The sequence below is a fragment of the Microbacterium sp. Root180 genome, assembly GCF_001428485.1.
In the GTDB taxonomy this organism is placed as follows: Bacteria; Actinomycetota; Actinomycetes; order Actinomycetales; family Microbacteriaceae; genus Microbacterium.
In genome coordinates this window covers 572018-586498 of the sequence record NZ_LMHS01000001.1, presented here as the reverse complement: position 1 = coordinate 586498, position 14481 = coordinate 572018, and the positions used below count along the sequence as shown (strand labels likewise).

Sequence of the window (14481 nt, the reverse complement as noted above, 5' to 3'; positions counted from 1 at the left end):
ATCAGCCCGTCCTGAGCGAGGTCAGTTTCGTGCGATCCTTGCGGACGATCGCGATCACGATCGGCACGATCGCCGCGAACAGGACGAAGGCGCCCTGAATCCAGTACTGCCAGGAGAGACCCACGGACAGGAACGAGAGTGCGCTTGTCACCGTCTGGAGCAGGATGCCGGCCGCAGCGACCGCCAGCGCGGAGCCGGAGCCGCCGAAGATGCTCGCGCCCGCGATCACCACGGCGGTGACCGAGGTCAGCGTGAGTGCCTGGGCGGCGTTCGCGTCCCCGATTCCGGATCGGGAGTAGACCACCAGCCCTGCGAGGGCGGCCAGCACGCCGGCGGCGACGGCAGCGTACAGCCTCGTCCTCGGCACACGCACGCCCATCCGGTTCGCCTTGACAGCGTCGGAGCCCGCCGCGCGCAGCCCTCGGCCCGCTCCCGTGCGCTGGATGACGAACCACATCGCCACGGCCACCGCCACGGCGATCGCCAGAACGAGGGGGATGCCGGCGATCGCAAGCCCGAGCGTCGTGAGGAGCTCGCCGTCCGCCGAGCCTCCCGGGTACGGCCTCAGCACCTGCGCGATACCGAGAACGGCGATCGAGGTGACGAGCGTGGCGATGACCGGAGGAAGACCCAGGCGCGTCACGAGGAGACCGTTCACCAAGCCCACGATCCCCCCGGCCGCCAGGGCGAGCAAGGCGCCCAGCGCGAAGAATCCGATGCCCTGCTGACCGAAGAACGAGACGACGACGGCGGAGAGCGCGACGACCGAGCCGATGCTGAGATCAATGCCGCCGGTGATGACGACGACGAGCTGCGCGAGTCCGACCAGAATCAGCACGGCGGACGCCGCAAGCAGCTGACTGATGCTGAGCGGGCTGAGGAAGGCCGACGAGACGAACGATGCGACGATCGACAGCGTCACCGCGAGACCCAGGAGGATGGCAGCCTGCCCTTCGCCTGCGAGGAGTCCACCTCGCCTGCGGCGTCGCGCCGTGGAGGCGACGACGACGTTCGCGGTCTCCGAAGACAGCACGGCCGCGCCGGTGATCGACCGTTCATCGACGTCGTCGCCCGACAGAATCGCCTGCACGCGTCCGCGGGAGAAGACGACGACGCGATCGCAGAGTCCTTCGAGCTCGACGGCGTCGGTGGAGAGCACAACGACTGCGACGCCCGAGTCCGCCATCGCCCGCAGGAAGGCATAGATCTCCACGCGAGCGCCGGCGTCCACACCCTGCGTCGGATCCTCGACCAGGAGCACCCTGGGGTTGCCGAGCCGGCCGCGCGCGAGGAGGACCTTCTGCTGGCTTCCGCCGGAGAGGGCGCTGACGGGCACCTCGAGGTGTGGGGACTTCACGGCGAGCCCGGCGACGCCCTCACGGGTGAGCGCATATTCGCGTCGCCGATTGACGAGGCCGAACGGCATCGCCACTTTCAGCGACGGCGCGACGGTGTTCTCACGGATCGACATCTTGCCGAACATGGCTTCGCCGATCCGGTCCCCCGGAAGGAATGCGATGCCGGCGGCCGCAGCGGAGCGCAGCGATCTGATAGACACCTGCTCGCCGGCGATCAAGACCTTGCCCTCGGTGGAGCCGCTTCCGGCGATGCCGCGGAGGACGGCACGCTGCCCGTTGCCCTCCACGCCGGCGAGTCCGACGATCTGGCCGGGGTGGACGGCGAAGGAGACGCGCTCGTAGCCGGGCCCGCCGAGCTCGAGGACCTCGAGCGCGGGAATCGCGTCCGAGGGCGGTGCGGGCGCCTTGTCGGGGAACGTGGTCTCGAGGGATCGGCCGATGATGAGTTCGACGATCTGATCGGCCGTGAACTCCGAGACGAGGCCGCTCCCGACGACCCGACCGTCGCGGAGCACGCTGAGGTCGCTCGCGATCTCGATGACTTCGGGGATGCGGTGGGTGATGTAGATCACCGCGACGTTCTTCTCGACCAGCCCGCGCACCCGGTCGAACAGCCACGCGGTCTCCTCGGGGCCGAGAGCCTCGGTCGGCTCGTCGAGGACGAGCACCGACGGGTCGGAGAAGAGGGCGGCGGCGATCTCGACGAGGTGCGCTTCGCGCAGTGACAACGACGAGACGAGGGCGTTCGGATCGATCGAGAGCGAGAGCGAGTCGAAGTGCTGGGTGAGCCAGGAGTTCGCCGAGCGTCGCGACGGTCGCTTCGACTCCGGCAGAAGCAGCAGCACGGCATCGACGACGCTCAACGACGGGGCCAGCGCGGGAGTCTGGTACACGATCGCAAGACCCGCTTCGCGTGCTTCGCGAGGCTGGATGCGATCGTAGGTCCTGCCGGCGAGGCCGATGGATCCGGAATCCGGAACCACCGACCCCGCCGCGATCCCCACGAGGGTCGACTTCCCCGCGCCGTTCTCACCGAGAACGGCATGGACGCGTCCGGCCGCGACATCCACCGTCACACCGTCGAGGGCTTTCACCCCTGGGTATGTCTTCGTGATGTCGGTCAGGGTGAGCGCCGAGGTCACCATCGCGGGGATCTGGTTCATCAGCCGAACAGCTCCTGGATCTCGTCGGCCGTCAGCAGCGTCGACGGAGTCGCGTCGGACGGTGCGTCGGGGAGGCATGCCTCATCAGGGGAGATCGCACCGGCTGCGGAGCCGGTCGAGTCCTCGAAGAGGGCGAGCTCGTACAGCGACGGCTCCTGGTTGCTTCCGCCCTGGAATGCGGCGACCGCCTTGCGGAGCGCGACGCGTCCGATCCAGGTCCGCGACGACACGGTCGACAGCTCGTAGTCCGCGTTGGCGGCCTTGAGCGCTGCGAAGCCGCAGCTGAGGGAGTTGTCGTCGGTCGTCGAGATGATCGGAAGCGGCTCACCCGCGGCCTCGTAGGCGCGGATGATGCCGGACGCGGATGCGCCGTAGTCGGCGATCACCGCGTCGATGGGCGTGCCCTGGGCGAGGACGCCCGCCATGGCCTGCTGTGCCTGGGCGGGATCCCAGTTCGTCGCGATCGGCTCCTCGTTGATGAGCGTGATCTGGGGGTTGGCGTCGAAGATCTCCTTCGCACCCTCGTACTCCTGCGACGACACCAGTGCGCCCGCGGGGCCACCGAAGAAGACCACGTTGCCGCCTTCATCTCCGAGCTGGTCCACGACCCACTGGGCCTTCGACTTGCCGACGAACTGCGGAATCTGGTCGGTGTAGTCGAGGTACTCGACACCGGCCTCACCCTGCGGGTCGGACGCGAAGTTGATCACGATCGCCCCGGCCTCGGTGGCCTGGCGGATCGCGGGGAGGTGGGCCTCGCCGGGTCCGGCGTCCGGGATCACCAGGATGATGTCGGTGCCCTTCGCCGCGAGGCTCGTGATGCCCGAGGTGGTTGCCTCGAGGTCACCGCGTCCCGCGACGAACTCGACGCTCGTGATGGCGGGGCACTTCGCGGCCTCGCTCTCGATCTCAGCGAGGACGGTCTTGGACCAGGTGTTGGTTCCGTAGCCGTCGACGACACCGACGGTCATGTCCTCGGCGTCGTCCGCGCACACCTCGGACATCTCGATGAACTGATCGACCGTCCCGACGCTGAGCGCCGCGATGTCGGCCTCGAGGTTGTTGGGTGTCGTGCCCGAGGGCTCGCCGCCACCCGTGCTGTTGGTGGACGAGCATCCCACCAGGATGAGCGCGCTCAGCGCGAGCACGGCGACGGCGCCGCGTCGCGCAGATGCTGTGGAATTCATGGATTACTCCTCTTCGAGTTGCGTGATTTTCGGGTTGCGTGATGTGTGAGAGACCGCTCGATCACTCGGGTGCGGGGGTGCCGTCCCCCGTTCGACGACGCACCAAGCCACGGATGCGCGACGTTGTTCCGCCCAGTTGCAGCTGGGCGACGATTCCGACGCCGATGATCAGCGCGGTGACGATGTTCTGGACCGCGGTCGCCTGCGTGAAGGTCTGCACCAACTGGGTCAGCTGCGCCAGGAAGAGCGCGCCCAGAGCGGTGCCGATGACACTTCCCTTGCCGCCCGTGAGCGCGGTTCCTCCAAGGACCACCGCGGCGATCGAGGGAAGCAGATAGTCATCGCCCGCTGTCAGCGTCGGCGTGCGCAGCAGCCCGGCGAGCAGCACGCCGCCCACGGCGGCGAGCGCCGTCGAGAGCACGTAGGCAGCGATCGTGTACCCGCGCGTGCCGATGCCGATGTTCGCGGCGCTGCGCGGGTTCTCGCCGACGAGCTCGAAGCGGCGCCCGACGCGCGTGCACTTGACCACGATGTGGGCGATCACGACGAGGCCGACGGCGAAGAACACCAGGACGGGGATGCCCCCGATCCTCCCGAGGGCGAATTGGCTGAGCGCCTCGGGACTCTGACCCGCGAAGCCGCCGGAGAGCGCCTGGACGGTGCCGATCATGAGCGCGTTGATCGCGATCGTCACGACGAGAGGCGGCAGTCCGAAGAGCGTGATGACGAGGCCGCTGATGAGGCCGAACACCGCGGTGCCGATGATTGCGACGCCGATGGCGACGGGCAGTCCGAGCGCGTCCTCTCCCCCGAATCGCGCGACGATCAGGGCGCCGAGCGTCACCGCTCCGGGAATCGACAGATCGAGGCCGCCCTGCTGGATCACGAGGGTCTGTCCGATCGCCACGATCGCCATCAGGGCGGCGAACGGGAGCATCGAGACGATGGCGGTCGGGCCGATGCTTCCCGGCGCGATCAGCGGGCTGACGATGAACAGCGCGGCGACGGCGATCAGCGCCCTCGTGCCCGGCCAGGAGAGGAACATCGCCGGCCACGGCGCGTGATCGCTCGGGACGCGACGCACCTCGGTGGATGCCGAGGTCATGACGACGCCAGCTCCGGGTGCCAGGTGCCGTCGAGGCGGGCTTCGGGCATCTCTCCCAGGAGGTACTCGCGCGACGCGAGTGCGTCGCCCTTGAGCTTCGCGAGATCGACGCCGACGAGCGCGCCGTCCTTCTTGACTCGGCGCCCCTGAACGAACACGTCGCGCACGAGCCCCGGGTGAGCCGAGTAGACGAGGCTGCCCAGAGGATTGTTCAGGGGGGTGAGCGCGAGCGACCGGTCGTCCAGAACGACGAGATCCGCCGCCTTGCCGACCTCGATCGACCCCGTGACCCCGCTGAGGCCCGCGGCGTGGGCACCGTCGATCGTAGCGAAGCGCACCACCTCCGCGCAGGTCAGGCTGATCCGCTCGACGACCTCGCCGGTCTCGACCGACGGCGCGTTGTCGAGCGCCCGCTGCATTCCGATCGCGGTCCGCATGGTCGCGAACATGTCGCCGCCGTTCGAACTGCACACGTCGATCGAGAAGGTGGGACGGATGCCGGCGCGCAGCAGGCGCCCGGTGGCGGGGAATCCGTGTCCCATCTGCATCTCGACGTCGGGCGCGACCGATGCCGTGCCGCCGCTGTCGGCGATGAGCGCGAGTTCGTCGTCGCCGAGGGTGCAGCAGTGGACATACGTGGTGCGATCCGACAGCAAGCCGTCCTCGGCAAGCTTGCGGATGGGCCCGGACTTGCCCCAGTACCCGTCTCCCACGTGGACGGTCACGCGCAGATCGAGGTCCTTGGCGAGTTCGAAGTCTGTTCGGTTGACCTCGGGAGTGGTGAACTGCGGGCCGCGCAGAGCGAGGGCCATGGTGACGAGCCCGTCGTCGTTCGAGAAGTACTCGTCCCGGACGCGACGGGCGTCGTCGGGGTGCGGGACGGACGAGGGAAGCGAACCCCACTGGGCGGCGCCGCCGCCGTGCGCGAAGACCGCGCGCATCCCGGTGTCCTGGAGTGCGTTCACGGCGGCGTCGGCGTGCTGCGGAGTCGCGAGGTTGTGCGACCAGTCCACGAGCGTGGTGATGCCGGAGTCCAGGGCCTCGAGAGCTCCGAGGTAGTTGCCGGTGTAGGTGTCCTCCGGGCGGAAGTGCTTGCTGAGCCCGGTGTGAAGACCCGCGAGGTACTCGGTGAGCGACCAGTCCGATGCGAGGTTGCGGACGATCGACTGCCACGTGTGCCGGTGGGTGTCGACGAAGCCGGGATGAACGATCCGTCCGGCGACGTCGATGATCTCCGCGTCGACGGCGCTGAGGTCGCGGCCGATCTGCTCGATGGTGCCGTCGGCGCCGATGAGGATGTCCGTGTTCTCCAGGACTTCACCCGGCTGTGCAGCCGTGATGACGATTCCGCCGCGGAGAAGAGTGCGAGTAACGCCCATGTTCTTCGTTGACTCCCTTGTCAGCTGAGGCGCCGCAGGTCATCGCGGGCCATCCGTTGTGCTGCCGATCCTAGAAAGCGTGACTGCACGCCGTCAAGTATTAGTTACCAAATTGCCATTTGTGTCCAGTAACGCTTTAGCAACGGTCGTCACGCGCGCTCTCGGTAGAGCGGGATGTCGATCGGCGGCTGCGGAATGAACCCCCCGTGGCGATGCATCTCCTCGTAGAGGCGGTCATGCGAGTCGTCGAGAAGGCGTACCGCGGCCGACGAGTCGACGTCGGTGAGGATTCCGTGGCGCTTCACCACCCGCCCGTCGATCAGGACGGTGTCGACGCATCCCGCATTCGCCTGCGAGATGACCGCCCCTGTCGGGTCCTGCCGGTTCCATCCCGCCTGGCTGATCCCCCGCATGTCGACGAGCACGATGTCGGCGTGCTTGCCGGGGGTGAGGGACCCGACGAGGTGATCCACGCCGGCCGCCCGGGCGCCGTTGATGGTCGCCCACCTGAGAGCATCGCGCGTGGTCCATGCCATCTCCTGCGGCGCGCGCCATTCCTGATAGCCGGGTTCGTCGGCGCGGTAGCGGGATGCCTGGAGCACGAGTCTGCTGTGCGAGATCATGTCGCCGCTGTTGCCGCTCACGCAGTCGATCCCGAGGCTCGGTCCCCCGGTGTGACGCGTCGTCTCGTGGATGGCGGGATAGCCCATCCCCATCTGCATCTCGGTCTCGGCGCAGACCGACACCGTGACGCCCGAGCCGTCGAGCAGCTCCCACTCCTGTGGCGTGTTGAACGTGCAGTGGACGAGCAGGAGGTCATCGGCGAGCAGTCCGCTGCGATGGAGGACCTCGACATCCTTGAAGAGCTGGCGCACCATGACCTGGTTGGCGTGGATGGTGATGCGGGCATCGAGCTCCCGCGCGAGTCGGAACTCGCGTGCCACCTCGTCGACCGGGGCGATCGCGAGCTCCTGCGGCGCGATGCCGAACCGCAGAAGCTGGTCGTCGCTCGAGAAGTACGCGTCCCTGATCTCGCGGGCGAGCTTCGCACGCGTGTCGAGGTCGGCGGGATCGCCGCCGCTGCGCGACCCTCCTCGCGACTCGCCCCACGTGTTGGTCAGGATGGGGGTGAGGCCATGCGCGTAGAGGGCCCGGATGCCGGCATCCCGCAGTCCTCCGACGGCGGCATGTGCGCAATCGGGGTCGAGGATGTTGTGGCAGTAGTCGACCAGGGTGGTGACTCCGCTGTTGATGGCATCAAGAGCACCGACGTAGTTGCCGGCGTACATGTCCTCCGCACGGTACCTCGGAGCCATCTGAAGACGGATCCCGCGAAGATAGTCCGGGATGTTGCCGTCGGCGAGGATGCCACGCAGGGCCGTCTGCCAGGTGTGGCGGTGCGTGTCCACCATGCCCGGAATCGCGATCATCCCGCTGCCGTCGATCACCTCGTCGGCCTCGGCCTCGATATCGGGCGCGATCCGCGCGATGAGGTGGTCGACGATGAGGATGTCGGTGCGCTCGAGATCTCCCAGGAGGTCATCGACGGTTGCGGCGGCGACGCCGCGGATGAGGGTTCGCATCGCGCTCCTTTGCGGGGAATCCGGCTCCCGGAAGCCGGACTGTTGCTGTGGACTGAACAGAACTGTACAGTCGAGACACTTGTGTACAGTGCAAACGCACACGACGCAAGCCCCGCGTCAAGGAGGACCGATGGTGGACACACAGCCGAAGATCGCCGTGCTCGGATCTGGAGCACAGGGATCGGGGATCGGTGCCGACTTCGTCCGAGCGGGCCTCGATGTGACCTTCATCGAGCAATGGCCCTCTCACGTCGAGGCCATGAAGGCGAGTGGAATCGAGGTCCGCCTCCCGGACGAGACGGTCGTCACGCCCGTCAACGCGATCCACCTCTGCGAGGTGGCGACCCTCCGAGAACCGTTCGACATGGTGTTCGTGGCCGTGAAGGCCTACGACACGCGGTGGGCGTGCGAGCTGATCAGACCCCATCTCGCCGACGACGCCCTCGTCGTCGGACTGCAGAACGGGATGTCGCACGACGACATCGCCGCTGCCGTCGGTGCGCACCGCACGATGGGCGCCGTGATCGAGATGGCGTCGAACATGTACGAGCCGGGCATCGTGAACCGGCAGACTCCCGTGAGCGGCGCATGGTTCGCGGTCGGCTCCTACGACGACGCGGCACGCGGCCGCGAGGCCGAGGTGCAGCGGGTGCTGTCGCACGCGGGAACCGTCGCCGTCTCCGACGACATCCGATCATCGAAGTGGATGAAGCTCGTCGCCAACGCGGGGGAACTCGTCCCTTCCGCGATTCTCGACGTGGCCCTGGCCGATGCCGTGCAGATCCCGGGCGTCCACGACTTCATGATCGAGTGCGGCAAGGAGGCGGCGCGCGCAGCGCTGGCCGACGGATGCTCGCTCGTTCCCATCTTCGGGCTCGAGGATGCAGCGGTCACGGAGCCTGACCGATATGCCGCCGACCTGCTCGGCAAGGTACTGGAGAGCTACTCGCTCCCCGATACGAAGACAACGGTGCTCCAGGACTGGATCAAGGGACGCCACTCCGAGTACGCCGAGGTGAACGGCCTCGTCGTCGACGTCCTCGCACGCGCCGGGGCCGCTGCCCCCTTCAACGCGCACACGGTGCGTCTGGCGAAGGAGATCGAGGCGGGTCGGCTGCAGCGCAGCGTGGCCAACCGGGATCTGCTGCTCGATGTCAGCGTCGCCGTCTAGACGATCGACGCATGGTCCCGCAGGAATACTGTGCAGGCGAGGCGTACACGTGCCGGGCGATGAGAACGGTAGCGTAATCCTCCATGGAGGCGGATCGAGTACATGAGGTCTGCCGACTTCCCCGCCAGAGGAGGCACCGTGGTCGCTGAAGACATCGGCACGCGGCTGCGCGTCGCAAGGATGCAGAAGGGCATGAGCCTGCGCAGCCTCGCCGGCTCGCTCGGTGTCTCGGCGAGCCTCATCTCCCAGGTCGAGACCGGCAAGACGCAGCCGTCCGTGTCGACCCTCTACGCGATCGTCACGCACCTCGGGATCTCGATCGACGAACTGCTCGGCGTCTCCGTGCCGACGGCCCCGAGTGCGCCGGCCGCGGATTCGCCGGCGCCGATCGCAGCGTCATCGATTCCCGGCAGAGCCTCGGTGCAGCGCGCCGAAGACAATGCGGTGCTCGAAATGGAGAACGGCGTGCGGTGGGAGCGCCTCGCCGCCGGCGAAGGCCCGGCCGACGCGCTGCTCGTGACGTACGAGCCCGGCGCCACCAGCTCCGTCGAGGGCAAGCTCATGCGCCACGCCGGCGTCGAGTACGCCTATCTTCTCGAAGGCGAACTCACCGTGCAGATCGACTTCGACACCTTCACGATCCGGCCGGGCGACAGCCTGCACTTCGACTCCGTACGGCCGCACCTCTACCTCAACCGCAGCGATCGGATCGCGCGCGGAATCTGGTTCGTCGTCGGCCGACGCGAGCAGAACCAGTCGATGCCCGCAGCGTCGGGCGTGGGCCAGGCTCCCCCGACGTCGATCGGCTCAGCGGTCGATGTCCTGCGCGCGATGGACGACCTCGACCGCTGATCAGTCGCCGGGCCCGCTGTGCACAGCGGGACGAGGCTCGCTGATCCAGGGATCGATCAGCGTCTTGACCTGTCGGCTCGCGCCATCGAGCATCGGGCCGAGGGCATTCTCGGCGACACCCGAGAGCGGAAGCACCTCCGACGCGATATCGCTCCAGTCGTCCCTCGCTGCGAGGAGTTCGACGGCACGCGGCAGGTCTGCGGCGATGGCGTGCGCGACTGTGCCCACGATCGTGTACTCCCTGAGGGTCCAGCTCCCGAGCGGCACGGCGACATCGGTCCGCTGGATGCCGATCGGCACGATCGTCGCGCCGGGCAGCGCGGCATCCAGCACCTCGGCGAGCCCGCCGGCCGATCCGCTCACCTCGAACAGCACATCGGCCTCCCAGCCGAGGTCGTCAAGGTGCTCGCGGAGGGTTCCGTCGCCCGCCATGAGCCCCTCGACCGCGCCGAGCGTGCGGGCGAGCTCGAGCCGTTCGGCGCTCCGATCCACAGCGAGGATGCGCGCACCCGTCGCGACCGCCGCGTGCACGAGGAATGCGCCGATCCCGCCGACGCCGACGATGACGGCCTCCTGTCCCGCACGCAGACCACTGCGGGCGACCGCGTGCACGGCGATCGACATGGGCTGGGCGAGACCCAGGGTGTCGGTCGGCAGGTCGTACGCCGAGACGTCGATGAGCGTCCGAGCGGGGACCGTCACGTGACCCGCGAGGCCACCGTCCACCTGGAGTCCCGCCGTCCGGTAAGACCGGCACAGGTTCGTCCTGCCCTCTCGGCACGGCTTGCACTCTCCACACGAGATTCCGGCGCCGCAGACGACGGTGGCGCCGACCGCCAGGTCGACCCCTTCGCCCACTGCCTCGACCGTGCCGGCGAACTCGTGGCCGAGCGTGACGGGAAGCACCGTGAGAACAGGACCTCGGGAGAACTCCGTGGCGTCCGACCCGCAGACTCCGCACACGGCGACGCGCACGAGTGCATCGCCGGGGCCGACGGGAGAGACCTCGCGGTCCTCGATGCGCAGGTCTCCGGGACCGTAGAGGACAGCGGCCCTTGTCGTCGTCACAGGGCGATCCCTTCGGGGACGGTGAGCTGCGACGCCTGTCGCTCGGCCACCATCGCCGTCAGGTGCTCCGCGTAGACGCGAGCATGCGCCGGATCGTCGAGGTACGCCGAGAGCCCGGCTTCATCGTCGACTGCGGCGACGACGGCGAAGTCGGCGGGGCTGGGACGCAGGCGCAGGTTCGCGCCGCACCGATAGCCGCGGATCTGGGGGATGCCGGCGGCCATGCTCTCGAGCGCCTCGACGAGCGCCTCGACATCCTGCTCGGTGACGGATGGCTTCCACTGGAACAGCGCCACATGCAGGATCATCGAAGCCCTCTCGGTCGCGGACTCCGCGACGTCATTCGGTTCCCTTTGCGACGACGTGCGCGTCGCCGTCGGTGTAGCGATACGGGTTCTCGATCTCCTCGTCGGCCGGGATCTCGGGGTGCATCCCCTCTTGCCACGCCTCCTCGCCGAGCTTCGACCGCACGTACTCCACCGAGGCCGCGACTTTGTCACGAATCGGCGCCAGCGGCAGTCCGATCCGTTCGCCCGCGTACTTCACGACTCGTCCGTTGACGACCACCGTGTGGATGTCCGCGGTGCCCGCCTGATAGACCACGTGCGCATAGGGATGCAGGATCGGGGTCATCGCGGGCGACTCGTCGTTCTTGATCAGGACCAGGTCGGCTCGCTTGCCCGGGGTGATGGATCCGATGGTGTCCTCCATGCCGAGGGACTTCGCGCCTCCCATCGTCGCCATGTGCAGCGCGTCCTCCGCCCGCAGGCGGTTCGTGACGATCGTCTCGCCCAGCGCGTGCGCCTCGAGGTGATCGCGTGACCGGTCCGCACTGAGGGTGGCGCGCATCGCCGAGAAGAAGTCCGCGCTCCACCAGACGCTCGTGTCCATGGACAGGGAAGCCGGGATGCCGTGCTTGCGGATCGCCCAAGTCGAGGGGTACCCCTGGCCGGCGCTCTGCTCGGACTCCGTCGCGACAGACACCGTCCCGCCCGTTGCGGCGATCTTCTGGTAGCTCTGCTCGTTGAGTGACGCCGAGTGGACGTAGGTGACCTTGTCGTCCATGAAGCCGGCCTCGTACATCTGCGTGATCGCCGTGTCGGTCGTCGCGCCCCAGACTCCGGCATGGGTCGTCACCCGGAGGCCGAGCTCACGCGCGGCCTCGAAGGCGCCGCGCTCGGGGAAGTCGGATGCGCCGGGCACATCGAAGGCGAGCTGCAGCCCGAGCATGTCGTCGGGAGCGTTGAAGTTCTTCGTCACGAAGTCTCTGAACTCCGGACTGTTCGACCACTCCCACGGCGCGCCGAGGTAGTTCCCGTAGGCGAGGACGAACCGGCCGGGGATCTCGCGGAACGCCTGAAGCGCCGCTTCACCGTATTCGGGGTTGCGCAGGCCATGCGACCAATCGAGCGTCGTGGTGACACCGGTGTCGACGGATTCGAGGGCGCTCAGGAGGTTGCCCGCGTAGATGTCCTCGGGCCGGAAGACCTCGCCCCAGTTCAGGTAGTAGAACACGAAGTACTGACTGAGAGCCCAGTCGCCGCCGTAGCCGCGCAGGCCGGTCTGCCACATATGGCGATGCGTGTCGACGAAACCGGGCGTGATGATTCCGCCCGACGCGTCCACCTCCAACGTTCCTTCCGGCACGTCCAGCCCGGGGCCGACCGCGGCGATATCCTTGCCGACCACGAGGACATCGGCGTTCTCGATCACTCCCGCGCTGTCCATCGTGATCACGGTGGCATCGCGAAAGACGAAGGGCCGGTCGCCGTCGAACTGGTCGGGGTGGGGGGCTTGTTCGCTCATGTGCTCTCCTCGTTGAGAATGTTCAGTTTTGGTTTACACTCTCACTCGGAATCTCCGCAAGAGCAAGTACTTTGTGAACCAATCGCGAATGAATTGGTCCAGATGCGCGAAAGTGTAAACCAATACTCCAGGGAGCGTGCATGTCAGATCTGTCGATCGCCGTCGTGGGCTCCGGTGCGAACGGCGCGTCCATCGGAGCGGATCTGATCGAGGCCGGCCATGATGTGACGCTCGTCGAGCAGTGGCCGGCGCACGTCGAGGCGATGCGCAGCGACGGACTCACGATCCTGATGCCCGATCGCGAGCTCTCGCTCCGGCCGAAGGCGATCCATCTGTGCGAGGTGGCCGAGCTGCGGCATCCGTTCGATGTCGTGCTCATCGTCATGAAGGCTTACGACACTCGCTGGGCCGCGGAGCTCATCGCGCCGGCGGTCGGGTCGCGGGGACTCGTCGCCGCAGTGCAGAACGGGATGACGACGGATGCCGTGGCGGCAGCGGTCGGCGCGGACCGCACCGTCGGCACGGTCATCGAGGTGTCCTCGACGATGGAAGAGCCCGGCGTCGTCCATCGCCACACACCGCCCGAGCGATCCTGGTTCGCCGTGGCTGCGTCGCCGCGAGCCGACCACGTCGCCGGGCTGCTGGCCGCCTCCGGCACCGTCGCCCGATTCGACGACATCGCGTCGGCGAAGTGGATGAAGCTCGTCAGCAACTGCTCGGTGCTCGTGACCACCGCAGCGCTCGGACTCCCCATGGCGGACGCCATCGCAGTGCCGGGGATGCGCGACGTGATGGTGCGTGCGGGTCAGGAGGCGCTGGATGTCGGCCGCGCACGCGGGCACACACCGCTGCCGATCTTCGGACTCACCGAGGACGACCTCGCCGACGAGAGCGCCATCGTCTCCACGATGCTCGACACGCTGTACGAGCGATTCGTCGTCCCCGCTGCGACCACCACCGTCCTGCAGGACTGGCGGAAGGGGCGGCGCAGCGAAGCGGGCGACCTCAACGGCCTCGTGGCCTCGGAAGGCGCCCGGCTCGGTGTGCCGACCCCGGTCAGCGACGCCCTCGTCGACCTCGCTCGCCGCATCGAGCGAGGCGAGATCGCACCCGAGCCCGCCAACGCGGCCCCGCTCGTCGGGTGATCAGTAGCCGACGGTGAAGCGCTCGCGCGAGTGCCGGGGATCCTCGATCTCGTCCACCACGGCGACACCGAGGTCGGCGCCGGAGATGTAGGACTCGCCGTCCCCGTCGGTCACGAGCACGTCCCCGCCGTCGCGGTAGGTGCCGGTGCGCTCGCCCGGGTTCCAGAACCCGAAGCCGCCTGCCGGGTGCACGTAGAACCAGTCGCGCGAGGCAGGGCCCCGCTGCAGGTCCTCCAGGATCCCGATGGCCTCGAGCGCCTCGGGCTTGTACTCCTCGGTGAACGAGGGCTGATCGACCAGTCGCTCGCCGCCGGGAGCAATGAGGCTTCCCCCGGCGCCGCCGATCACGCCGACACGCACATGAGCGGGCAGCTCGGCGAGCAGCTCGGCGACGTTCGAGCGGACCTGTCCCACCATGTCGCCGCGGGCCGGAACCGTCGAGACGACCACGTCCACACCCTCGAGCTCGGCCACCAGGCTGGGCACGTCGAGGAGCGTTCCCTCGACATACGTGGCGCCCTCCACGCGTTCGGCCGGAACCGAGCGGGCGACGGAGACCACCGTGTGGCCGCGGCTCACCGCCTCGGCGACGATGTGACTGCCGGCGTAGCCGGTCCCTCCGATGACGGCGATGCGAGCCATGCTCTCCCTTTCGACGGTTGTC

12 protein-coding genes are annotated in these 14481 nt (G+C 68.1%); 3 read left to right on the top strand and 9 right to left on the bottom strand.

The window, feature by feature from the left end; translation table 11 throughout:
* Position 1: 1 nt before the first annotated feature.
* The 5 genes from ASD93_RS02790 to ASD93_RS02770 form a co-directional block, all read right to left on the bottom strand.
* Positions 2-2521, bottom strand: a complete 2520-nt coding sequence (locus tag ASD93_RS02790) for an ATP-binding cassette domain-containing protein (protein WP_056118323.1) — start codon at positions 2519-2521, stop codon at positions 2-4.
* A complete protein-coding gene (locus tag ASD93_RS02785) occupies positions 2521-3708 on the bottom strand; it encodes a substrate-binding domain-containing protein (RefSeq protein WP_056118321.1) in 1188 nt (395 codons plus the stop codon). Before ASD93_RS02785 ends, ASD93_RS02790 begins: the two co-directional genes overlap by 1 nt.
* Positions 3709-3769: 61 nt before the next feature.
* Positions 3770-4813: an ABC transporter permease gene (locus ASD93_RS02780; RefSeq protein ID WP_056118318.1), complete on the bottom strand. Its 1044-nt coding sequence runs from the start codon at positions 4811-4813 to the stop codon at positions 3770-3772.
* Complete coding sequence (locus tag ASD93_RS02775; RefSeq protein ID WP_056118316.1) at positions 4810-6192, bottom strand: amidohydrolase family protein; 1383 nt, start codon at positions 6190-6192, stop codon at positions 4810-4812. The genes ASD93_RS02780 and ASD93_RS02775 overlap by 4 nt, the downstream gene beginning before the upstream one ends.
* 149 nt (positions 6193-6341) lie before the next feature.
* Positions 6342-7775 carry an amidohydrolase family protein gene (locus tag ASD93_RS02770; protein WP_056118314.1) on the bottom strand — a complete coding sequence of 478 codons (1434 nt, stop codon included), beginning with the start codon at positions 7773-7775 and terminating at the stop codon, positions 6342-6344.
* A gap of 130 nt (positions 7776-7905) precedes the next feature.
* On the opposite strand from ASD93_RS02770, the gene ASD93_RS02765 reads away from it, so the two are divergent.
* Positions 7906-8946, top strand: a complete 1041-nt coding sequence (locus ASD93_RS02765) for a ketopantoate reductase family protein (protein WP_056118311.1) — start codon at positions 7906-7908, stop codon at positions 8944-8946.
* 138 nt (positions 8947-9084) lie between these two features.
* Positions 9085-9798, top strand: coding sequence for a cupin domain-containing protein (locus tag ASD93_RS02760; protein ID WP_056118308.1), 714 nt, complete (start codon positions 9085-9087; stop codon positions 9796-9798).
* Here the strand turns inward: ASD93_RS02760 and ASD93_RS02755 are convergent, their stop codons facing one another.
* Genes ASD93_RS02755 through ASD93_RS02745 form a run of 3 tightly spaced genes read right to left on the bottom strand, consistent with a single transcriptional unit; the run spans position 9799 to position 12672 of the window.
* Positions 9799-10866, bottom strand: coding sequence for a zinc-dependent alcohol dehydrogenase (locus tag ASD93_RS02755; RefSeq protein ID WP_056118307.1), 1068 nt, complete (start codon positions 10864-10866; stop codon positions 9799-9801). It lies immediately after the preceding gene.
* Complete coding sequence (locus ASD93_RS02750) at positions 10863-11174, bottom strand: Dabb family protein (protein ID WP_056118306.1); 312 nt, start codon at positions 11172-11174, stop codon at positions 10863-10865. The genes ASD93_RS02755 and ASD93_RS02750 overlap by 4 nt, the downstream gene beginning before the upstream one ends.
* A 31-nt stretch (positions 11175-11205) precedes the next feature.
* Positions 11206-12672, bottom strand: a complete 1467-nt coding sequence (locus ASD93_RS02745; protein ID WP_056118304.1) for an amidohydrolase family protein — start codon at positions 12670-12672, stop codon at positions 11206-11208.
* A gap of 140 nt (positions 12673-12812) precedes the next feature.
* Here ASD93_RS02745 and ASD93_RS02740 point away from each other — a divergent pair, with 140 nt between their 5' ends.
* The gene (locus ASD93_RS02740; RefSeq protein WP_056118301.1) at positions 12813-13817 is read left to right on the top strand and encodes a ketopantoate reductase family protein; all 1005 of its coding nucleotides are present in this window, start codon (positions 12813-12815) and stop codon (positions 13815-13817) included.
* Here the strand turns inward: ASD93_RS02740 and ASD93_RS02735 are convergent, their stop codons facing one another.
* Positions 13818-14459 carry an NAD(P)-dependent oxidoreductase gene (locus tag ASD93_RS02735; RefSeq protein WP_056118299.1) on the bottom strand — a complete coding sequence of 214 codons (642 nt, stop codon included), beginning with the start codon at positions 14457-14459 and terminating at the stop codon, positions 13818-13820.
* Positions 14460-14481: the final 22 nt, after the last annotated feature.

What these genes read in the sequence shown, in the direction of transcription:
- ASD93_RS02790 (WP_056118323.1), bottom strand. Translation starts at nt 2,521, where the DNA reads ATGAACCAGATCCCCGCGATGGTGACCTCGGCGCTCACCCTGACCGAC.
- ASD93_RS02785 (WP_056118321.1), bottom strand. Translation starts at nt 3,708, where the DNA reads ATGAATTCCACAGCATCTGCGCGACGCGGCGCCGTCGCCGTGCTCGCG.
- ASD93_RS02780 (WP_056118318.1), bottom strand. Translation starts at nt 4,813, where the DNA reads ATGACCTCGGCATCCACCGAGGTGCGTCGCGTCCCGAGCGATCACGCG.
- ASD93_RS02775 (WP_056118316.1), bottom strand. Translation starts at nt 6,192, where the DNA reads ATGGGCGTTACTCGCACTCTTCTCCGCGGCGGAATCGTCATCACGGCT.
- ASD93_RS02770 (WP_056118314.1), bottom strand. Translation starts at nt 7,775, where the DNA reads ATGCGAACCCTCATCCGCGGCGTCGCCGCCGCAACCGTCGATGACCTC.
- ASD93_RS02765 (WP_056118311.1), top strand. Translation starts at nt 7,906, where the DNA reads ATGGTGGACACACAGCCGAAGATCGCCGTGCTCGGATCTGGAGCACAG.
- ASD93_RS02750 (WP_056118306.1), bottom strand. Translation starts at nt 11,174, where the DNA reads ATGATCCTGCATGTGGCGCTGTTCCAGTGGAAGCCATCCGTCACCGAG.
- ASD93_RS02745 (WP_056118304.1), bottom strand. Translation starts at nt 12,672, where the DNA reads ATGAGCGAACAAGCCCCCCACCCCGACCAGTTCGACGGCGACCGGCCC.
- ASD93_RS02740 (WP_056118301.1), top strand. Translation starts at nt 12,813, where the DNA reads ATGTCAGATCTGTCGATCGCCGTCGTGGGCTCCGGTGCGAACGGCGCG.
- ASD93_RS02735 (WP_056118299.1), bottom strand. Translation starts at nt 14,459, where the DNA reads ATGGCTCGCATCGCCGTCATCGGAGGGACCGGCTACGCCGGCAGTCAC.